Source organism: Paraburkholderia acidisoli (assembly GCF_009789675.1).
Taxonomy (GTDB): domain Bacteria; phylum Pseudomonadota; class Gammaproteobacteria; order Burkholderiales; family Burkholderiaceae; genus Paraburkholderia; species Paraburkholderia acidisoli.
The window spans coordinates 82,515-102,782 of sequence record NZ_CP046916.1; the positions used below are offsets into that span (position 1 = coordinate 82,515).

Sequence of the window (20,268 nt, forward strand, 5' to 3'; positions counted from 1 at the left end):
CCGTATCCACGCGAAAAAGCGCCGCCCGCTTCCGCGGGACGGCGCTTTTTTATCGCGGCCGGTCGTTATCGTTTAACCGTGGCTCGCCTGGTTCAGCGTGAGATGCTTCGTTTCCGGCGCCCACAGGATCGACACGATCATGCCGACGATCAGCACGGCCGCGAGCGCCATCATCGTCGCGTGAAAGCCGAGTTGCGCGATGCCGAGCGGCAGCAGGAACGTGCCGATGGCCGAGCCGAGCCGGCTGCACGCGATCGCCACGCCCACGCCGCAGGCACGCACCGAGGTCGGGAAACACTCCGGCGGATACACGCCCACGAGATTCGAGAACGCCGACATCGTCACCGTGAACACGGCGAACGCGACGATCATGCCGACGCGCGCCGAATCGGGCAGCCAGCTCAACATGGCCAGCGAGGCGGCGCAGATCGCGAACGAGCCGATCAGGAACGTGCGGCGCGGCAGACGCACCATCAGCCAGATGCCGAGCAGCGCGCCGAAGATCAGGAAGCCGTTGAGCAGGAAGTCGGCGCCCGAACCTTCGTTCAGATGCACGGCCTTGAGCACGGAAGGCAGGAACGTGTAGATCGCGAAGTACGGAATCACGAGGCACACGAAGAACGTGCAGTTGAACACAGTGCGGCGCAGCATGTCGGGCTTGAAGAGCCGCGCGAAGCCGTCGTTGGCGTGTTTCGGCGTGTCGGCCGGTTGATCGAGCACGACGTTCGCGCCGAGGTACTTGTGCACGATCGCGTTGGCTTCGGCGTGACGGCCCTTGCTTTGCAGCCAGCGCGGCGACTCCGGCGTGCCCATGCGCGCGAGCAGCACGAGCAGCGCGGGCACGCCCGCCGAGGCCAGCAGCCAGCGCCACGCGTCCGGCGCGGCATCGGCGTAATAGATGCCCAGCACGCTCGCGACCACGTAGCCGATCGTCCAGATCACGCTGAACGAACCGAGCAGCGTGCCGCGATGCTTGCGCGGCGAGAATTCGGCGAGGAACGTGTGGCCCACGGCGAAGTCGCCGCCCATGCCGACGCCAATCAGCACGCGCAACGCGCACAGCATGGCGGGCGACGTCACGTAGAACTGCGCGAACGCCGCGATCGTGATGATGAAGAAGCTCAACATGAAAATGCGCTGGCGGCCCATGCGGTCCGACAGCCGGCCGAACACGAGGCTGCCGAGAAACACGCCGATCAGCGCGGCGCTGCCCACCATGCCGGTCCAGAACGTATCGAGCGGCATCTGCTTGTTGAGCGACGCGAGCGCGTAGCCGATGGTGCCGAGCGCGTAGCCCTCGGTGAAGTGCGCGCCGAAGGTCAGGCCCGCGATCTTGACGTGAAAGCGGTTGACGGGAACGTCGTCGAACGCGACGCCCGCGCCGTGCCGCGCGTCGCGCGCGAGGTCCGCTTCGGGCGCGCGCGGCGGGGCATCGACGCTCGCGCCCGCTTCGTCGAGCGTCGACGAAAGAATCTGAGGTTGGCTCATGCTGTCTCCCTGCTGTGTTCTTGTCGGCCGCATGCGCGAGACGCGCGGGCCGTAACGGAAAGCGCGCCGCCCCGCGCGAAAGCACGGGGCGGCGCGCGCGACGGCTAGCGGTCGAGGCCGGCCATCAGCACGTACTTCAGTTCGACGTATTCGTCGAGGCCGTACTTCGAGCCTTCGCGGCCGAGGCCCGACTGCTTCACGCCGCCGAACGGCGCGACTTCGGTCGAGATGATGCCGTCGTTGACGCCCACCATGCCCGACTCCAGCGCTTCCGAGACGCGCCACGCGCGGCCGAGATCGCGCGTATAGAAGTAGGCCGACAAACCGTACGGCGTGTCGTTGGCGAGCGCGATCACTTCCTGTTCCGTGGCGAAGCGGAAGCACGCGGCCACCGGGCCGAAGGTTTCCTCGTCGGCGACCAGCATTTCGCGCTTCGCGTTGCCGAGCACCGTGGGCTCGTAGAACGTGCCGCCGAGCGTATGGCGCTTGCCGCCCGTGAGCACCTGCGCGCCGTGGCGCTGCGCGTCGGCGACATGCGCTTCGACCTTGGCGAGCGCGGCGTCGTTGATGAGCGGTCCCTGGTCGAAGTCGCCCTTGAGCGCGTTGCCCACGCGCAGCTCGCGCACGGCCTTCGTGAGCGCCTGCGTGAAGGCGTCGTAAATGCCGTCCTGCACGTAGAAGCGGTTCACGCACACGCAGGTCTGGCCCGTGTTGCGGAACTTCGAGGCCATGGCGCCTTGCACGGCCGCGTCGAGATCGGCGTCGTCGAACACGATGAACGGCGCGTTGCCGCCGAGTTCGAGCGAGAGCTTCTTGAGCGTATCCGCTGACTGGCGCGCGAGCAGTTTGCCCACGCGCGTCGAGCCCGTGAACGAGAGCTTGCGCACGACCGGCGACTCGGTGAGCGTGTTGCCGATCGCGACCGCGTCGCCCGACACCACGTTGAACACGCCCGCGGGCACGCCGGCCTGTTCCGCCAGCACCGCCAGCGCGAACGCGGACAGCGGCGTTTCCTCGGACGGCTTGAGCACCATCGTGCAACCCGCCGCCAGCGCCGGGCCCGCCTTACGCGTGATCATCGCGAGCGGGAAATTCCACGGCGTGATCGCGGCCACGACGCCCACCGGCTCGCGCGTCACGACGATGCGCGAGTTGGGCTTCGGGCTGGGAATCACGTCGCCGTAGCTGCGCTTGGCTTCTTCGGCGAACCACTCGAGGAAGCTCGCCGCATAGGCCACTTCGCCGCGCGCTTCGGCAAGCGGCTTGCCTTGTTCGCGCGAGAGCAGTTCGCCGAGCGCGTCGCGATGCTCGAGCATCAGCTCGCCCCAACGCTTCACGCGCACGCTGCGCTCTTTCGCCGTGAGCGCGCGCCAGGCCGGAAACGCGCGTTCGGCGGCGGCGATGGCTTCGCGCGTTTCTTCCGCGCCGCCCTTCGCGACTTGCGCGATCACGTCGCCCGTCGCCGGATTGCGAACCGCGTAGGTCTGCGCGCCCGTGCGCCAGGCGCCGTCGATGTAATGTCCGGTACGCAGGAAATCGCTCATGCCGCCTCCATGCCGACTTCGGCCAGCGTTTGCGCCGGACGCGGCTCGCGCGGCACGCGGCGGCCCGCCGTGTAGTCGTTGATGAGATCGCACGGCGTGTAGTTGCGGTCGATCTCGAAGCGCTCGTCGTCGGTGAGCTTCGTTTCGAGCGCCGCGAGCGCGCTGTCGAATTGCGCCGGGGTATCCGCGCCCACCAGCATGCTCGACACGCCCGCGCGGTCCAGCACCCACGCCTGCGCGATCTGCGCGGGCGTCACGCCGCGCGCACGCGCCACGCGCGCCACCGAAGCGGCGATCTCGCGCGAAGCCGTGTCGCCATACATTTGCGCGGTGAAGAAGTCGGTCTGGTTACGCGTCGAGTTGGGATCGCTCGAGAGCAGGCCGCGCGCGAGCGGGCTGAACACCGAAACGCCCACGCCCTGATCCACGCAATACGGCACCATCTCGCGCTCTTCCTCGCGGTAGGCGGCGTTCAGTTGCAGCTGCATGTTGATCGGCTTGTGCCAGCCGTTCTTCTCGCAGGCCTGCATGATCTTCGCGAACTGCCACGTGTACATGGTCGACACGCCGATGTAGCGCGCCTTGCCCGCGCGCACGATGTCGTCGAGCGCGCCCATGGTTTCTTCCACCGGCGTGTTCACGTCGAAGTAATGGAGCATGAAGATGTCGACGTATTCCATGCCGAGGCGCTTGAGCGAGCCGTCGATGCCGTCCATCACGTGCTTGCGCGAATGGCCGCCCGCGTTCTGGTACGCGCCCATGTCGTAGCCGACCTTGGTCGTGACGACGAGCTCTTCGCGGCGCGCGAGGCGCTTGAGGATGCGGCCGACGACTTCTTCGCCCACGCCGGTCGAGTAGAAGTCGGCGAGGTCGATGAAGTTCACGCCCGCTTCGAGCGCGTGGCGCACGATCGGCTCGCTTTGCGCTTCGTCGAAAATCCAGGGCTTCCAGTCGGGCGTGCCCATGTTCATCGTGCCGAGGCACAGACGCGAAACTTTCAGGCCCGATTGGCCGAGACGCACGTATTCCATTTTTAGCGTCTCCTTACTTCTTCGGCGTGTAGAACGGGTTCGAGACTTCGCGCGCGGCGGCGAACACATCCGCCTTGCGCGGCAGGCCTTCCATTGCGGCGATGATCGCGTTCTTGCAGGCGCGGTAGTTGTTCTCGAACACGGCGTCGAGGTCGTCGGTTTTCGGATTGACCCAGTTCGCGGAGACGACGACCCAGTCGTTCTCGGCTTCGGGCGGCAGCGTGCCGTTTTCGAGCGATTCGGCGACGGCCCTGGCGATGCCGGCCTGCGAGGCGCCCCACGTGGCGTTGCCGTGGAAGTCGCCGTCGATCTGCGCCTTGTTGACGTAGAGCGTGAGCGGCTTGGTCGGCACGCCCGGCTGGGCGATCACGACGAACGGCGCATGTCCGGCCGAAGGCGTGGCGAGCGCGGTGGCGAACGCTTGACCGGCCGGGCCGTTACGCGGGCCGACCAGCACGTTGATGTGGGCGAGATTCACGCCCGGGCCTTCGAATCCTTCGCCGATGAAAAGCTGCTTGTCCATCCGTTTCGCTCCTGTCCACTTTCTTTTGGGGAAAAATCGTGGACGGATTGTGCCTGGGCGCTGAACGGCGGATGAATCGATGATTTCTCGGCGGGGACGGAGGTTAACTCATATCCGGGTTTGTGCTGATGAGGTGCGCCCGCGCGCCGGATCCGGACGGGGTCGGCCGGCTCGAACCGGCGGCGGGCGACGGTGCCTGACGGGTCGCGCTCAGGGCTTGCGGCCAGTTCGGGACTGGCCGCGGCGGCTTACTTCACCACGACTTCGGTGTGCCCGACGACCGGCGGCTTCTCGAAGAACGGCCCGACCAGCGCGCGCCATTCCTGGAAGTCGGCCGACTCGCGGAAGTGGACCATGTGGTCTTCCACGGTGTCCCACTGCACGACGAGCACGTACTGGTTCGGCTCCTCCACGCTGCGTTGCAGCTCCACGGCGCGGCAGCCGCGCGCGCGGTGGAAGAGCGGCAGCGCACGGGTGACGTTCGCTTCGAAGTCGGCGTTCTTGCCCGCGCTCACGGTGATGTGCGCCATTTCGTAGACCATCTGCGTTCCTTTCGATGTGTTGCTGCGTTGTGTATCGGATTATTCCGCTTGATCCGACTGCTGGGGTGTATCGGATGTATCGGGTTCAGGCTTGCTGGAGCCGCTCGACGACTTCGTCGGCGATGGCGAGCGAGGCGGTCAGCCCCGGCGATTCGATGCCGTACAGGTTCACAAGCCCGGTCACGCCATGCTCGCCGGCGTCCTGGATCATGAAGTCGCCGTCCTTTGCCGGGATCGCCAGCTTGGGGCGGATGCCAGCATAACCCGGCTGGAGCGCGTCGTCAGGCAGCGCGGGCCAGTAGGCGCGGATCGCGGCGTAGAAACTCGCGGCGCGGCGCGGGTCGACGGTGTAATCGATCGTGTCGATCCATTCGACGTCGGGCCCGAAACGCGCCTGGCCGCCGAGGTCGAGCGTGAGATGCACGCCCAGCCCGCCCGGCTCCGGCACGGGATACACGAGCCGCGAGAACGGCGCCGCGCCCGCGAGCGAATAGTAGTTGCCCTTCGCGTAACGCCACGGCGCAATGGCTTCGGGACGCATGCCGCGGATCGTGTGCGCGACCTGCTGCGCGTACAGGCCCGCGCTGTTCACGACGCGTTTCGCGAGCAGCGGCATGGGCTCCGTGCCGCCGATGTCGAGCTGGATCGGCTGATCGACCCGGCTGGCGTTCACGCTCCCGCCGACAACCGGCGAGCAGAACGCGAGCATGCCGCCCGCCGCCTCGAAGTCGCCTTGCAGCGCGAGCATGAGGCCGTGACTGTCGAGAATGCCCGTGGACGGCGATTCGAGCGCCGCCACGCAGTGCAGCGCGGGTTCTTTGGCGAGCGCCTCCTCGCGCGTGAGCCACACGAGATCGTCGACACCGTTGGCGGCGGCCGCCGCGCGAATCGCGCGCAGCTTGTCGAGTTGCGACTCGCTGGTCGCGACGATGAGCTTGCCGCATCGGCGATAGGCCACGCCTTTTTCCTCGCAATACGCGTAGAGCTTGCGTTTGCCTTCCACGCACAGGCGCGCCTTGAGCGAACCCTGCGCATAGTAGATGCCGGCGTGGATCACCTCGCTGTTGCGCGAGCTGGTGCCCGTGCCGATGGCGTTCTCCGCCTCGACGAGAACCGTCTCCCAGCCTTGTTGCGCGCACGCGCGCGCCACCGCGAGCCCGACCACGCCCGCGCCGATCACGACGCAATCGATCGTGTCCGTCATGTTGGTTCCTGTTGGGGGAATGGGGGTATTGTGCCGGGTTTGTGAGACGTCTTTCGCGCAAAAGCGCAAATCGTCGATCCATAAAAAAAACGCCGCCCCGAAGGACGGCGTCTCCACCTGCTCAAAGTGCATCGATCGTCGCTCAGAACCGCGTATGCAGCCCCACCCGCGCCACGGCCTGGGTTTGCCCGCTCGACGCGCCATCGGAAGAATTCATCCCGTTGATCTGCGCGAGGCCGCCCGAACTGGCACGCTGATACACCGCGAGCGCGTACACGCTGGTGCGCTTCGAGAGCGCGTAATCGACAATCGCCGCCACTTGATGCGCGTGGTTGTTGTCGACCACGTCGTTGCCCTTCATGTACATGTACGACGCACCCGCGCTCAACGCCGGCGTGAAGTTGTAGTGCGCGCCCACTGATCCTTCGTACACCGAACCGCCGTTGTACGAGTTATGCACCGTTGTGAACAGCGCATTCGTGAGCCAGCCGCCGAAGCGATAATGCGCGCCAATGCCCCAGTTGCGCACGCTCACGTCGCCCTCGCCCGTCACCACGGTCTTGAGGTTCGTGTATGCCGCGTTCACGCCGAAGTTCTGCATCGCGTAGTTGAGCGCGAAACTCGTGCCGTTGCCCGTGCCGATCGAACCGGCCACGCCGCCGAACTCGTACATCGCGCCCGCGCTGAAGCCGTTGAAGGTCGGCGTGACGTACTTCACAGAGTTGTTGACGGTTTCTCCGGCCATGCGGTCCCAGTCGAACGCGCCCGTCGGGTTGCCCGGCAGCGCGAGCTTCTGGAACGGACCCGCGCGGAAATCGTAGAAGTGACCCGACGCCTCCGCGGGATCGTCGCCGCCAAAGTACAGCGAGTCCGTCATGAAGTCGTACTGATTGCCGAGCGAAAGCTTGCCAAAGCGGTCGTTGCTCAGGCCGACGATCGAGGTACGGCTGAACAGGCTCTTGCCGTTCATGAAGCTGCCGTTGTCGATCTGAAACTGGTTGACGAGCTGGAAGAAGGCCTTGGTGCCGCCGCCCAGATCCTCGGTGCCGGTCATGCCCCAGAGGTTCGGGCCGTTCACGCCATCGTCCATCTTGAGGTTATGTTTGCCGCCCTGGTTGCTCACGTACGTGATGCCGGTGTCCATCATGCCGTAGAGCGTGATGCTGCTTTGCGCGAACGCGCTCGACGCGCCGAGCAGCGTGCTCATCGCACCGGCCACCGCCAGCGTCATCGTTTTGTAGTGCTGATGATTTTTCATTCTCCAAGTCTCCTGTACGGGTCAAACCTGTTATTCGTTCGATGATGATCCGGTCCGCTGCGCCGGGCATGGGCGGACCGTCACGCCGCGAAGGGCGGGCATGGCGCCCGCGCATTCGCTAATCGTGGGGATACGTCGTAGGGGTAAGAATCAGGCGTCCACAGCGGGCGCCGTGATGAAGCGCAGCGCGAAGCGGTTCAGGATGATCGCGAAGGCCGCGATGATCGCCGGCACCGCGAGCACCGAGAACACGGTCGAGAAACTGAAGCCGAGCGAGAGCAGCACACCGCCCACGAAGGAGCCCAGAATGCCGCCGAGCCGGCCGAAGCCGAGCATCCAGCTCACCCCGGTTGCGCGGGCCCGCGTGGGGTAGCAACTCGGCGCGAGCGCGTTGAGACCGGTTTGCGCGCCGCTCATGAAGAAGCCCGCGCAAGTCACGAGCACCGTGAGCAAGCCCGACTGCAGCGTGCCCATGCCGAGCGCGAAGATGAACACGCCACCGAGCAGATACGCCACGCCGATCACGGCGTTGCGGTCGAGCCGGTCCATCGCGAACCCCACGACGATCGCGCCCACTGTGCCGCCCAGCTGGAACATCCCGGTAATCGCGGCCGCGCGCTCCACGGGCAGGCCCGCGTCCTTGATGAGCGTGGGCAGCCAGCCCGTGAGCAGATAAATGATCAGCAGTCCCATGAAATACGTGACCCACAGCATCAGCGTGCTCATGGCATAGCCGTCGGCGAACAGCATGCGCACGGGCGCTTTTGTCACGACGGTCGGCTCCGGCGCGGTGAAGCGCGCGTGAGCGTCGAAGCGATGCCCCGTCACGCGGCCGAGCGTGGCGGCAATGCGCTCCACGGTCGCGCGGCGCACGAGCAGGAAGCGCGCCGACTCGGGCAGCAACGCCATCAGCACCGGCACGAACAGGATCGGCAGCACGCCGCCGAACACGAACACGCCGCGCCAGCCGAAGTGCGGGATCAGCGAAGCAGCGACGAAGCCGCCCGCGCCCGAGCCGAAGTTGAAGCCCGTGAACATGATCGTGAGCAGCAGCGAGCGGCGCTTCGAGGGCACGTATTCGGAGAGCAGCGTGGTCGAATTCGGCATCGCCGCGCCGAGGCCAAGGCCCGTGAGGAAGCGCAGCCCGACGAGTTGGCCCGGCGTGCTCGCGAACGCGCAGAGCAGGCTGAACAGGCCGAAGCACAGCACGGAGCCGAGCAGCACCTTCTTGCGGCCCACGCGGTCGGCAGCCGGGCCGGCCACGATCGCGCCCACGGCGAGGCCCACCATCGCCGCACTCATCACGGGGCCGAACGCGGCGCGCGCGATGCTCCATTCCTTCATGACGACGGGCGCGACGAAGCCCATGATCGCGGTGTCGAGGCCGTCGAGCGTCACGATCAGAAAGCACAGGCCGAGTACGAGCCATTGATAGCCCGACATGCGCCGTCCGTCGATAAAGCCCTTGATATCCACTGCGTCAGCAGGTTTCATGCGTGTCTCCAGATAGTGTGTCCCGCGCCCTCGCTTCGTCGGCGAAGGCGGTTTGTGACTTGCTGCTTGCGATGACTGCGTGTAACTACGTCTACGTTGGCGGTACTGCGAAATCAGACGGCGTCGGGCACGCGGCGCGTCTTGAGGAACGCTTCCAGCGTCTCGCCGCGCATGCTCGCGTACATGCCGAGATTCGTGATCTTCACCACGCGCGCGAATTTTTCGAGCACGAAAAAGCACACGCCGTATTGAATGAGGCCGAGCCAGTCGGTGGCATCGACGAGCGCACGTTCTTCGCCGCTGAGCGCGGCGGCGTCGTAGGCGGCCTGGCGGTCGGCGAGCCACAGTTCGCGCGCGGCCGGTTCGCGCATCTGCCAGAAGAAGCGGTTCAGGCGCATCGCCTTCATGCTCTGCCGAATGTCGAACGGGTAGGTGCCGGTCAGCGCTTCGATGCCTTCGAGTTGCGGATTCATCGCGCGCCCTCCGCCCCGGCCGGCTCGTACACCGTGACGGCCATCGCCGTGCTGGTCGCGAGGTAATAGTTGCGATGCACTTCTTGCACCGTCTCGCCGAGCGCGCCGCGCATGGCGAGCCACATGATCGTCTCCACGCTTTCCGCGCCGCCGAGCCGTACGTAATCGACATGCTTCATGCGCGCGAGCCGTTCAGGATCACTGACGATCAGGTCGAGAAACTCCATGTCCCACTCGGTGTTGTTGAAGCCGCTGCGCTCGCCGTGCACCTGGTGCGAGAGGCCGCCCGTGCCGACCACCACCACGTCGAGATCCTGCTCGAAAGATTCGATCGCGCGGCGCAGCGCCTGGCCGAGCCGATAGCAGCGGTTCGCCGTGGGCAACGGATACTGGAGCACGTTCACCTCGAAGGGCACGAGCGTCGTCGGCCAGCCGCCCGCGTGCGGCAGCATCAGCGAAAGCGGCGAATTGCAGCCGTGATCGAGCGGCTTGTCCTGGAAGATCGTGAGGTCGAACTCGTCGTTCACCAGTTGCTCGGCGATATGGATGGCCAGGTCGGGATGACCGTCGATATCGGGCAGCGGACGCTTGCCCGCGCCTTCGTCGGCGAATTCGTGACGCCCCGACACGCCCAGCGCGAAGGTCGGGTAATTGTCGAAGAAGAAGCTGTTCGCGTGATCGTTATAAAACATCACCAGCGCGTCGGGCTTGCGCTCGGCGAGCCATTGCGCCACGGGTTCGTATCCCGCGAAGAGCGGCGCCCATGCGGGCTCGTTCTGCTTGCCCTTGTCGTACGCCAAACCGATCGTCGGCACGTGCGATGTGCCGATACCGCCCACTATCCTTGCCATGCTGTTGCCCTCGATGCCGCTATTTATGCGATACGCATAGTGATCGCTCGGGATCTGGCGCCTCTTCCAATCGCGCCAATCCGTCAATTGGGATACGAAATTACAAAAACCCGGCGTTTGAGGTAAGTCAGGGTTAACCACCAATATTTACTATTTTCCCCTTGAAATAAGGTCTTGAAAGAATTTTTCTCGAGCGCTTCCTGCGTGCAAACCCACGTGCCGCAATGGTTTTTGGTATCCTGAAACCCTTCCGCCGAGCAGCGCGTCCGTTTCGCGCCGTCCGCTCGACATAAAGGAAACAGATAGGAAAAGAACAAACTCGCAAGCCGGGCTGTGGCACGCTTGCCACGCGCCGTGTCGCCGCGCCCCTGGCACGGCAGCCATTCGCGCGCGAATCAGGCGCAGCCATCGCCCGGAACCGAGACCCAAGCAGGCAGGAGATGAACGAAACCACCCAGCAGACCATCGTGCAGGCGCTACGCACGCGCATTCTTTCGGGCGAACTCGCGCCCGGCGAACGGCTCGTGGAAGCGCAGCTCGCCGAACGCCTCGGCATTTCGCGCACGCCGCTGCGCTATGCGCTTTCCGTGCTCGCCACCGAAGGTCTGGTCGAGCGCACGGGCGCGCGCGGCTATATCGTGCGGCGCTTTTCGGTAACCGACGTGCTCAACGCCATCGACGTGCGCGGTGTGCTCGAAGGCCTCGCTGCGCGCTCGCTCGCCGAACGCGGCGTGGACACGGCGCTCGCGCGCGCGCTCGAAGACTGCCTGCGCGAAGGCGACACGATCTTCGCGGCCGGCGCGCTCGACAGCGACGCCGAAACGCGTTACGCCGACATGAACGGCCGTTTTCACACGCTGATCGTGGAAGCGGCGCAAAATCTGGCCGTGAGCGCGGCGCTCGGACTCAACGACAAGATTCCATTCGTCTCGCCGGGCACGGTGGTGTTCGACAAGAAGGCGCGCGAGCGTCAGTTCATGATGCTGTCTTATGCGCACCGCCAGCACCACGCAATCGTAGGCGCGCTGGTCAACGGCGAAGGCGCGCGCGTCGAGGCGCTCATGAAAGAACACACGCATATCTCGAAGGAAAGCCTCAATCTCTCCGTCGATCGACTGCATCTGATCGCGGGCGCTGCGTGAGCGCCGGCACGACTTCACTCCAGAACGACATCATCGCGCCGTGAGCCAGCCCGAACTTCTCAACCTCGCGCATCTGCGCGCCTTTCGACTCGTCGCCGACACGGGCAGCGCCACGCGCGCCGCGTCGGCGCTTTATCGTGCGCAGTCCGCGGTCACGCGCTCGGTGCAGGAACTCGAGACCGCGCTCGGCGCGCCGCTCTTCGAGCGCAAGCCTTCGGGCATGCTGCCCACGGCCGTGGGCCGCGTCGTGCTCGATCGTTGCGCGCGCATCTTCGGCGAACTCGAGGAACTCGCGCAATGGTGCGCCGCGCGTCAGGCACGGCGGCGCGCGCTCGGCGAAGGCACGCTGCCCGCCTATCTGCTCAACACGCGGCGCCTGCAACTGTTCGTCGCGCTCGCGCGGCATCGTCACATGCCGAGCACGGCCAACGCCTTCGGCATCAGTCAGCCCGCCGTGAGCAGTGCCATGCGCGTGCTGGAAAGCGGCTCGGGCATCACGCTGTTCCACCGCGGGCCGCGCGGCGTGCTGCTCACGGCCGAAGGCGAGACCTTCCTGCTGCACGTGCGCCGCGCGCTCAACGAACTGCGCCACGTGCCCGACGATATCGCCGCCTTGCACGGCAACATTCAGGGTTCGGTGACGGTGGGCGCGCTGCCGCTCGGCCGCACACTGATCCTGCCCGCGGCGATCGCGCGGCTCTCGGCGCAGCATCCGGGCGTACGCGTCGTCACCGACGAAAGCGCCTACGATCTGCTCGTCGCGGGCCTGCGCGCGGGCGATATCGACTTCGTGCTGGGCGCGCTGCGCGAAAACGATGCGGCGAGCGGCCTCGCCAACGAGCGCCTGATGTCGGAAGACATGGTCGTGCTCGCGCGCCGCGATCATCCGCTCGCGAAGGCGCACGGTCTCACGCTCAACGACCTGCGCAACGCGCAATGGATTCTCTCGCGCGCGAATTCCCCGCAACGCGGGTTGCTCGAAGCCCAGTTCCGGCGCTTCAAGCTCAAGCCGCCGATGCCCACGGTGGAAACCGCCGATCTCGCCGTGATTCGCGGCCTGCTGCTCGGCACCGACATGGTCGCCGCGCTCTCCGCGCAGCAATTGCACTACGAGATCGAGTCGGGGCAACTGACGATACTCGACGTGCCCTTGCAGCACACGCGGCGCGACATCGGCCTGACACTGCGCGCGCAAGGCGCGCCGTCGCCGGCGGCGCGCGCGTTGATCGACGCATTGCGGCTCGCCGTGGCCGACGTCGCGCCCATGACGCGGGTGATCGAAGGCCGGCTGGCGAGCTGAGGGCGGCGCACCAGGCTGGCCGCACCACGCTGGTCTTGCCACGCTCTGGTCTTGCCAACTCCGCGCCGGCCACAGACAGCCGCTCCGCCAACCCGCATCACCGGTCAGGAGACCCGGCCGCTCACGCAGCCGGGCCTTGGCTTTTGTGCCGATGAAAAACCGGCGTACGCCTCACGCGCCCACGATCGTGATCGAAAAACCGTCCCAGCCCTTGCTGCCCACGGTCTGCAACGCCGTGCTGTCGAGCCGTTCGTTCGCTTGCAACCGCTCGACATAGCCGCGCACGCCAATCACGTCTTCGTCGCCGAGCGTGGCGTCGATCACGCGGCCATGGCGCACGACATTGTCGGCGACGATCACGGTGCCCGCGCGTGACAGTTTCAGCACGCGTTCGAGGTAATGCGGATAGTTGTTTTTGTCCGCGTCGATGAAAACGAAATCGAACGGCGCCACGCCTTGCGCGATCATCGCATCAAGAGAATCGATAGCCGCGCCGGTGATGACTTCGACCTGCGCGTCGAGCCCCGCGCGCGCGAGGTTGGCGCGCGCCGTGCTGGCATTCTCCGGCGCGTATTCGAGTGAGATCATGCGGCCGTCCGCGGGCAACGCGCGCGCGAGCCAGATCGCGCTATAACCGCCCAGCGTGCCGATTTCGAGAATGCGCCGCGCACCGCTCATACGTGCGAGCAGGTGCAGGAATTTGCCTTGATTCGGCGCCACATTGATCGCGCGCAGCCCCGCTTTCGCGCTCGCCGCGAGCGCGTCGTCGAGGGCTTTGTCGGGACCGATCAAGCGATCGGAGAACCAGTCGTCTACGGCCTGCCACGTTACCTCGTTCATCGTCCTGCTCCTGGTCGAAAAAGCGTCGGACCCAGCTTAACGCAGCCGCCGCGCGCGACGCAGGTTCGCCGCCGTGCCGCCTGGCGCGGTTTCGTGCCACGTTACACACCTGTCACGTAGCCGATAACCATTTTTGATAGTATGAGTGCGCTGGCTTTTCGTTCGCGCGAACGGCCGCTCCCCGCTCAAGGTGCCTTTTGGATTCCTCTACGCCGACCGACCCCGAAACCGCTTGCGATACCCATCGCGAGATCGATCGCGACCCGCAACGCGAATCCGGTCACACGCCCGCGCCCGTCGCACGCGGCCGCGGCCGCGGCCGGCCCGTCACCGTCTCGCGTGAAGTGCGCCGCGAGCAAATCCTGAGCGCCGCCGAACGTCTCTTCAGCGAGACCGGCTACGCGGACACGAGCATGGCCGACATCGCGCGCGTATGCGAAACGTCGAAGCGCACGCTCTACGAACTCTTTCCCACCAAGGAAGACCTGTTTCGCTCGCTCGTCGGGAACATGGAAACGTTCGCGGGCCTGCCGCACGAGATCGACGCCGCCGCGAGCACGCACGACGCGCTCGAAGCCGCGCTGGACGCCATCGCGCACTACGTGCTCGACGTACGCCACGTGACTCTGGCACGCCTCGTGATTGCGGAATCGCATCGGTTTCCCGAGCTTCGTCAGCGGTATTACGAGCAAGGCGTCGAGCACTGCAAGCGGTGGCTCGAAGCGCGCATCGCGGCGCTCGTCGCGTGCCGGCGTCTCGCGCCCGTCAACGAGAACCGCCTCGCTGGCATGCTGTTCGGCGCGGTGATCGGCACGCCGCTGATCGCGGCCATCGCCGATCGTCGTTTGCCCGAGATGGCCGAGGTCGCCGCGCACGCGCGCGAAGCGGTGGCGAGTTTCGTGGCCACGCCACGGTGAATCGCGGCGCGCCGTTCAGCCGATAAGCCCGCTCCCCAACGCGCCGCGCAGCGAGAATCGCCCGCTTAGCTCAGCACGGCGCTTCCGCGCACCACGCGCTCCACATCTGCCGATACGCGGCTTCCATGTTGCGTGCGAAACGCGCGCCGTCCATGAGCGGCGAGGCTGCCATGCGCGCGCGCAGACCCGCGCGCAACGCGGCGAGGCGCGGCAGGTCGCGCGCCAATGCGACGACGGCAGCGACGTATCCAGCGTTGCTGGCCGCCGCCAGTTCCGGCAAGCCGAGGTTCGCGAGCAGACACAGTCCGGCGCGGCTCACGGCCGAGCGCCCGTAGCGCGTGGGCACGGGCACGCCCATCCACAGGGCGTCGAGGCTCGTGGTGTGGCCGTTGGCGGGAAACGTGTCGAGCGCGATGTCGATCTGCCGGTACGTGCGCAAATACGCCTCGCGCGGCTGAAAACCGCTGAAGCGCACGCGCGCCGCGTCGATGCCGTGCGCGGCGAGCCGCTGCGTCAAGCGCTCGCGCGCGCTGCCCTCGGGCGCCATCAGCATAAGTTGCGCGCCGGGCAATGCGGCGAACACGCCGGACCAGAGCGCGAGCGTGGTGTCCGTGAGCTTGCACGGATTGTTCAGGCATCCGAACGTGATGTGACCCGCAGCGAGTGCGGGCAACGCGTTCGGTTCCAGATCGTGCGCCAGCGAGTCGTAGCACCAGAACGTGTCCGGCAGGCGCAGCGAGCGCTCGGTGTATTGCGCGTCGATCTCCGGCGCGTTCGCGGGGTCGAGCCACGGGTCGGTGAGGCGCCAGCCGATCGCCGGGCTGCCCGTCGTGCCCGGATACGCGAGCCACGCCACCTGCACCGGCGCGGGCCGCCGGGCGAACAGCAGGCGCCGCGCGCCGTCCATATGCATCGTGAGATCGACCAGCACGTCGATGCCGTCGTCGCGAATCTGCTGCGCGAGACGCGCGTCGTCGAGTTCGCCCACGTCGCGCCAGACATCGGCATGACGCTCGAGCTGGGCGGTCACCGCGTCGCGGCGCGTGCCCAGCGCGTAACAGACGATCTCGAACGCGGCGTGATCGTGATGACGCAGCAGCGGCGTCATGAACAGCGACTGGCAATGGTTGCGGAAGTCCGGCGACACATAACCGATACGCAGGCGCCGTCTGGCGTCGCGCGGGTTCGCGTGACGCTGCGCCGCGCTCGCGGCCAGCAGCGGCGCTTCGTGCCGCGTTGCGAAGCGCTCGGCTTCGGCGCGCAGCGCGAGAGCGTCGTCCCCGGCAAACATCAGCGACCAGAGCAGATTGCTGTGCGCGCCGATGTGCGTGGGATTCGCCGCCAACGCCCGGCGATAGCAGGCAATGGCTTCCTCGATGCTGCCGGCCTTGCTGTGCGCGTTGCCGAGATTGAGGAGCGCGTCGGCGAAATCGGGCTTGAGTTCGATTGCGCGCATGAACGCGGCGCGCGCTTCATCAAGGCGGCCGACCTGCATCAGCAGATTGCCGAGGTTGTTCCAGGCCGAGACGCGGCCCGGCTCGCGCTGCAAGGCGCGTTCGAGCGCGGCGCGCGCTTCGTCGATCCGGCCCGCGTCCAGCAGCACGCAGCCGAGATTCGTGAGCACGTCGGCGGAATCGGGCGCGAGCGTGTACGCGTGTTCGAGCGCGGCCAGCGCCTCGGTGTGCCGATGGGTGGCGAGCAGCACCTGCGCGAGATTGTTCCACGCGTCGACATGCGCGGGCGAGAGTTCGAGCGTGCGGCGCAAGACCGTTTCCGCGCGAGCGAATTCGCGCGCCTTGAACAACATCGTCCCGTAGTTGAAGTGAATGGCGGCGTGCGCGGGCGCCAGCGCGATCGCGCGCTCGAAACACGGCGTGGCCTGGGCGCAATCGCCCGCTTCGCCATGGAGATGGCCGAGATTGTTGAGCGCGACGGGATCGTGCGGCCGCAGCTCGATCGCGCGCTGCAACGCGCGGATGGCGAAGTCGCGGTCGGCGGCGCTGTGGCAGGTCGTGGCGAGGTTGACGAGGAATCCCGGATCCTCGCGCACGGCGAGCGCGCGGCCGAAGAACGCGCGGGCGGCGAGCCGGTCGCGCGGGCCTTCGATAAGGCCGGCGAGATTCAACGCGTTGGCGTCGCGCGGATCAGCGGTGATCAGGCGCTCGCACAGCGCACGCGCCGTTGCCGTGTCGCCGCGCTGCCAGGCGGCCAGGGCATCGACAAAGGTCGGCTGCGCGCCGGGGGCGGCGGCTTCGGGAACAGGGGAATCGGACATGGACGGGGACGCTGCCACGGCGCGACATCGCGTGAAGATTCACGCGCGTGCGTGGGCGAGGCGATAAACGCATAACAACCGATTATCGCGCCGTCTCAAAACGAGGCAATGGATGCGCGCCCGTCTGTCTCCAAGGGCGGGACGGAGCGGAAACCTCAATGGTCCCGATGCCCGGCATCGGCACGCGCCTGCCCATCCGTGACCGAATCGAACCAGGCCTGTGCGTGCGCGAGCTCGTCGAGCGCACGATCGAGCCGCGATTGCGCGACGCCATGCGTCAACGCCGCGGGCAACTCGCGGGATTCGCCGCGCAACGCGCGAAACGCGCGCTCGACGTTGCGGCTGGCCTCAAAAAAGCGTTGCGCAGCCTCGGCTTCGCGCGAAGGGGTGGGAATCGCCATGCAGGAGTTCCATCGTGAGCTGGGTCCAGTCTCCGGCGAAGGAGACCTTGCGTGCGCCAAGCCGCGACGAAGCGTGGTCGGCCGGCGGCACGTCGAAGAGATCGCGCGTGTAGCCGCGGCTATGCAGCGTGAGCGGCTTGCTGCGCTGACGGCGGGTGAGGTCGGCGTAGGTCTCGAAGTCGCCCATGCGCGACGCCTCGTTGATGGCCGCGAGTTCGCGCGCTTTCACGAGCGTGGGCTGCGTGAGACGCACGAAATACGGCGCCTCGAGTTCCGCCGTGAAGACGAGCGGATGATGCTTGCCGCCCGCCTCGCCCGCCCGCTCGATGCAGTCGACCACCACGGTGCCCTGCGAGGGGCTCGGCGCCTTGCCCGTGCTCACGCTGCGCAAGCGCTCCGGATGCACGCGCAGCGAACTGCCGACGCTCAGCTCCGTGGGCGACACGCACACGAGCGCGTAGTGTTGCTCGCGCGCCGCCCCGGAGGGCAGCGTAGCCGCACTCGTGACGAACACGTGCTGCGGCAGTTGCCGCACCTGACCGCCCGCGTCGACCCACGCGTTCCACACCAGCACGTCCGGCTTCTGGCCGCGCCGACCCTCGCCGCGCGCACGACTGGCCGCCGCCGAAAACAACGCGAGCAGCGAACCGGTACGCAGCGCAGCGACTTGCGCGCTGCTGCCGAGCGACTGACCGATCCCCCACAGGAAACGCCCGCCGCCCTGCCGGCGCTCCCACTCCTTGCGCAGGACGAGCGTAGGGAGATCAGCGCCTGCCTCGGCCCCGATGCGGGACCAGCAAAACGTGGGCGGTAGGTGTTTCAGTGCCATCGACTTCCTCGGGAATGCTGCCGCCCGCGAGTTTCGCGAGCAATTCAATAACCGTTACTGTATATGTATAATGCATGACATGGAAGCCCCTGACACTCATTTATCGGCTCATTTTCCCGTTGAGGAATTGCTGCGAAGACTCACGGCAGATGCGCGCTCTGCCAGCGAAATCGCGCGTCTTTCGGGAGTAAGTCAACCTACCGTTTCGCGTTTGCGTGCCTCTAGCGGGCGGCGTGTGCGGCGCAGTGCGTCATTCAATAAGCTATGCATTTTCTACAACGTCAGGGCGCCGTCGTCCGGGAGGGCAGCCGCTTATAACGATTTGCTGCGCAACGCGATCGTGGAGGCGTGGGACGGCTCGGAGGAGCACGGGCGGGCGCTGCTCGTCGTCATCAACGGATTGAAGGAATTGCGCGAGCGCCCGGGGTAACCCGCTGCGGGAGAAGCGGGCGCGAAAGGTAACCATGTATGGGAGCCTTTCGGCGCATCAAAGGCCGGGAGCGGCTTGCGCGCGCCTCGGCACGGGCTTTCAGGTGGCTTTTGAACCGATTTTGAAGGCACCGGACCGGTCAGATTCCCATAGGCGGTGACCTTTCGGATTCGCGGCGCCCGAAGCGGGCCTTGCGTAAGATGGGCGCTCACGGCGCGAAACCGTAGGCGCGTGCGGTTCACGTCAATGGGTTCCGGTTGACGTAGGCGCGTTTGCGTTCGTCACTGCCGCCTGTTTGCGCTTCTTGTTCATCGCGCCGACCTTCCTACGCCCGGCTTTTCGCGCCCATCTCATGTCAGACGATATTCACACCACGCGGGCCTCGTCCGAAACCGCTTTACGCGGGCAATGCCTGTGCGGCGCCGTGCGCTACGTCGTGGCGAACGCATTCCGCTACGCCTTCAACTGTCATTGCTCGAATTGCCGCCGGGCCACGGGTTCGGCGTTCAAGCCGTTCGCGGGCATCGAGCGCGCCGCGCTGCGCTTCACGCAAGGCGAAGCCGACCTGCACTGCTACGGCGACCCGCAAGCCGCCCACGACGCGACCTGCCGCGTGTGCGGTTCGCGGCTCTATTCGGTGGTGCGCGAAGGAAAGTGGTTACATGTGACGCTCGGCACGCTCGTCGATACCCCGGACATCCGGCCGGCGGCGCATATCTTCGTCGGTTCGAAAGCGCCGTGGTTCACGATCACCGATACACTGCCGCAATACGACGAATTTCCACCGTGACCCCGCAGCGACGACCACCGGACATGGATCGCACCACCATCGACACCTATACGGGAAGCGCCGCGGCCTACGCGGACGAATGGGCAGGCCAGCCGTCGCCCGACGACCTCTACGCGCATCTCGGCCGTTTCTTTCACCGCGGCGGCCGCACGGCCGATATTGGCTGCGGATCGGGACGCGACGTCGCGTGGCTCAACGCCCACGGCTATCCCGCCGAGGGCTACGACGCCTCCGAGGGTCTGATCGCCGAAGCCCGCTTCCGTTATCCGGCCTGGCACTTCGGGCTCGCCACGCTGCCCGATCTGGAAGGCGTGACGCGCACGTTCGACAACGTGCTGTGCGAAACCGTCGTCATGCATTTGCCGGTCGAAGCGATCGCGGCGGCCTGCAAGCGTCTGGTGACGCTTCTGGCGCCTCGTGGCGTGCTGTACCTCAGTTGGCGCACCTCCGGGGCCGAAAGCGCACGCGACGCCGCTGGGCGGCTTTACAGCGCGTTTGAGCCCGCACTGGTCGTTGATGCACTGGCGGGCACGACCATCGCGCTACGCGAGGACACGGTCAACCAATCGTCGGGCAAACGCGTTCAACGGATAGTCGCCATTCGCGCCTGAGCGCGATCCACGCCTTATCCGCGCGCGACATCGACCGGGGAAGTATTGAAGGCGGGGCCTCCCGCCACCATATCGAAAAAGACAGGTTTTACGCGAACCAATGCGCGCGTGAGACGTCCAAATGGCCTCGCAGAAAGTACGCTTAGTGTTTTGAGTCGTAACGGCTTGTGGTCTGACCCTGATGACGGCGCCAATGTGCCGCAAACACCACGATTCAGGTTGCCTCGCATGCCGTAACGCACTACCATACGCGGTCTTTCTGCATTGCACGAAAATCCAGGCTGCCGCTCGTGCGGCGCTCGCTTGGCGGGACCAACGCGCGTCC

20 protein-coding genes are annotated in these 20,268 nt (G+C 66.4%); 6 read left to right on the forward strand and 14 right to left on the reverse strand.

The window, feature by feature from the left end:
* Nucleotides 1-72: 72 nt before the first annotated feature.
* From FAZ98_RS28955 to FAZ98_RS29000, 10 genes are all read right to left on the reverse strand, one after another.
* Entirely contained in the window at nt 73-1,488 is a 1,416-nt protein-coding gene (locus tag FAZ98_RS28955; RefSeq protein ID WP_158956765.1) for an MFS transporter, read from the reverse strand.
* A 104-nt stretch (nt 1,489-1,592) separates the two neighbouring features.
* A complete protein-coding gene (locus tag FAZ98_RS28960) occupies nt 1,593-3,032 on the reverse strand; it encodes an NAD-dependent succinate-semialdehyde dehydrogenase (RefSeq protein ID WP_158956767.1) in 1,440 nt (479 codons plus the stop codon).
* Nucleotides 3,029-4,063 carry an aldo/keto reductase gene (locus FAZ98_RS28965; protein ID WP_158956769.1) on the reverse strand — a complete coding sequence of 345 codons (1,035 nt, stop codon included), beginning with the start codon at nt 4,061-4,063 and terminating at the stop codon, nt 3,029-3,031. The genes FAZ98_RS28960 and FAZ98_RS28965 overlap by 4 nt, the downstream gene beginning before the upstream one ends.
* Nucleotides 4,064-4,076: 13 nt before the next feature.
* On the reverse strand, nt 4,077-4,586 hold the full coding sequence (gene fae / locus FAZ98_RS28970; protein ID WP_158956771.1) for a formaldehyde-activating enzyme: 510 nt from the start codon (nt 4,584-4,586) through the stop codon (nt 4,077-4,079).
* A gap of 248 nt (nt 4,587-4,834) precedes the next feature.
* Nucleotides 4,835-5,128 carry an antibiotic biosynthesis monooxygenase family protein gene (locus FAZ98_RS28975; RefSeq protein ID WP_158956773.1) on the reverse strand — a complete coding sequence of 98 codons (294 nt, stop codon included), beginning with the start codon at nt 5,126-5,128 and terminating at the stop codon, nt 4,835-4,837.
* 85 nt (nt 5,129-5,213) lie between these two features.
* A complete protein-coding gene (locus tag FAZ98_RS28980; protein WP_158956775.1) occupies nt 5,214-6,332 on the reverse strand; it encodes an NAD(P)/FAD-dependent oxidoreductase in 1,119 nt (372 codons plus the stop codon).
* A gap of 142 nt (nt 6,333-6,474) precedes the next feature.
* Entirely contained in the window at nt 6,475-7,590 is a 1,116-nt protein-coding gene (locus FAZ98_RS28985; RefSeq protein ID WP_233273002.1) for a porin, read from the reverse strand.
* Between the two features lie 150 nt (nt 7,591-7,740).
* Nucleotides 7,741-9,084 (reverse strand): MFS transporter, encoded by a 1,344-nt coding sequence (locus FAZ98_RS28990; RefSeq protein ID WP_158956777.1) that lies wholly within the window; start codon nt 9,082-9,084, stop codon nt 7,741-7,743.
* A gap of 113 nt (nt 9,085-9,197) precedes the next feature.
* Nucleotides 9,198-9,557: a protocatechuate 3,4-dioxygenase gene (locus FAZ98_RS28995; RefSeq protein ID WP_158956779.1), complete on the reverse strand. Its 360-nt coding sequence runs from the start codon at nt 9,555-9,557 to the stop codon at nt 9,198-9,200.
* The gene (locus FAZ98_RS29000; protein WP_158956781.1) at nt 9,554-10,408 is read right to left on the reverse strand and encodes a gallate dioxygenase; all 855 of its coding nucleotides are present in this window, start codon (nt 10,406-10,408) and stop codon (nt 9,554-9,556) included. Before FAZ98_RS29000 ends, FAZ98_RS28995 begins: the two co-directional genes overlap by 4 nt.
* A gap of 440 nt (nt 10,409-10,848) precedes the next feature.
* Here FAZ98_RS29000 and FAZ98_RS29005 point away from each other — a divergent pair, with 440 nt between their 5' ends.
* On the forward strand, nt 10,849-11,550 hold the full coding sequence (locus FAZ98_RS29005; RefSeq protein ID WP_158956783.1) for a GntR family transcriptional regulator: 702 nt from the start codon (nt 10,849-10,851) through the stop codon (nt 11,548-11,550).
* 40 nt (nt 11,551-11,590) lie between these two features.
* Complete coding sequence (locus FAZ98_RS29010; protein ID WP_158956785.1) at nt 11,591-12,850, forward strand: LysR family transcriptional regulator; 1,260 nt, start codon at nt 11,591-11,593, stop codon at nt 12,848-12,850.
* 171 nt (nt 12,851-13,021) lie between these two features.
* Here the strand turns inward: FAZ98_RS29010 and FAZ98_RS29015 are convergent, their stop codons facing one another.
* Nucleotides 13,022-13,690 (reverse strand): O-methyltransferase, encoded by a 669-nt coding sequence (locus tag FAZ98_RS29015; protein WP_158956787.1) that lies wholly within the window; start codon nt 13,688-13,690, stop codon nt 13,022-13,024.
* 197 nt (nt 13,691-13,887) lie between these two features.
* Between FAZ98_RS29015 and FAZ98_RS29020 the strand changes: the two genes are divergently transcribed.
* Nucleotides 13,888-14,607, forward strand: a complete 720-nt coding sequence (locus FAZ98_RS29020; protein WP_158956789.1) for a TetR/AcrR family transcriptional regulator — start codon at nt 13,888-13,890, stop codon at nt 14,605-14,607.
* A gap of 70 nt (nt 14,608-14,677) precedes the next feature.
* Here FAZ98_RS29020 and FAZ98_RS29025 read toward each other — a convergent pair whose 3' ends face one another.
* The 3 genes from FAZ98_RS29025 to FAZ98_RS29035 all read right to left on the reverse strand — a co-directional run bounded on the left by FAZ98_RS29025 (nt 14,678) and on the right by FAZ98_RS29035 (nt 18,112).
* Nucleotides 14,678-16,882: a tetratricopeptide repeat protein gene (locus FAZ98_RS29025; protein ID WP_158956791.1), complete on the reverse strand. Its 2,205-nt coding sequence runs from the start codon at nt 16,880-16,882 to the stop codon at nt 14,678-14,680.
* Between the two features lie 155 nt (nt 16,883-17,037).
* Nucleotides 17,038-17,283 carry a hypothetical protein gene (locus FAZ98_RS29030; protein ID WP_158956793.1) on the reverse strand — a complete coding sequence of 82 codons (246 nt, stop codon included), beginning with the start codon at nt 17,281-17,283 and terminating at the stop codon, nt 17,038-17,040.
* A complete protein-coding gene (locus tag FAZ98_RS29035) occupies nt 17,231-18,112 on the reverse strand; it encodes a hypothetical protein (protein WP_158956795.1) in 882 nt (293 codons plus the stop codon). The genes FAZ98_RS29030 and FAZ98_RS29035 overlap by 53 nt, the downstream gene beginning before the upstream one ends.
* Before the next feature lie 79 nt (nt 18,113-18,191).
* Here FAZ98_RS29035 and FAZ98_RS29040 point away from each other — a divergent pair, with 79 nt between their 5' ends.
* From FAZ98_RS29040 to FAZ98_RS29050, 3 genes are all read left to right on the forward strand, one after another.
* On the forward strand, nt 18,192-18,542 hold the full coding sequence (locus tag FAZ98_RS29040) for an XRE family transcriptional regulator (RefSeq protein WP_158956797.1): 351 nt from the start codon (nt 18,192-18,194) through the stop codon (nt 18,540-18,542).
* Nucleotides 18,543-18,894: 352 nt separating this feature from the next.
* The gene (locus tag FAZ98_RS29045) at nt 18,895-19,332 is read left to right on the forward strand and encodes a GFA family protein (RefSeq protein ID WP_158956799.1); all 438 of its coding nucleotides are present in this window, start codon (nt 18,895-18,897) and stop codon (nt 19,330-19,332) included.
* A gap of 23 nt (nt 19,333-19,355) precedes the next feature.
* Entirely contained in the window at nt 19,356-19,943 is a 588-nt protein-coding gene (locus FAZ98_RS29050; RefSeq protein ID WP_158958564.1) for a class I SAM-dependent methyltransferase, read from the forward strand.
* Nucleotides 19,944-20,268: the final 325 nt, after the last annotated feature.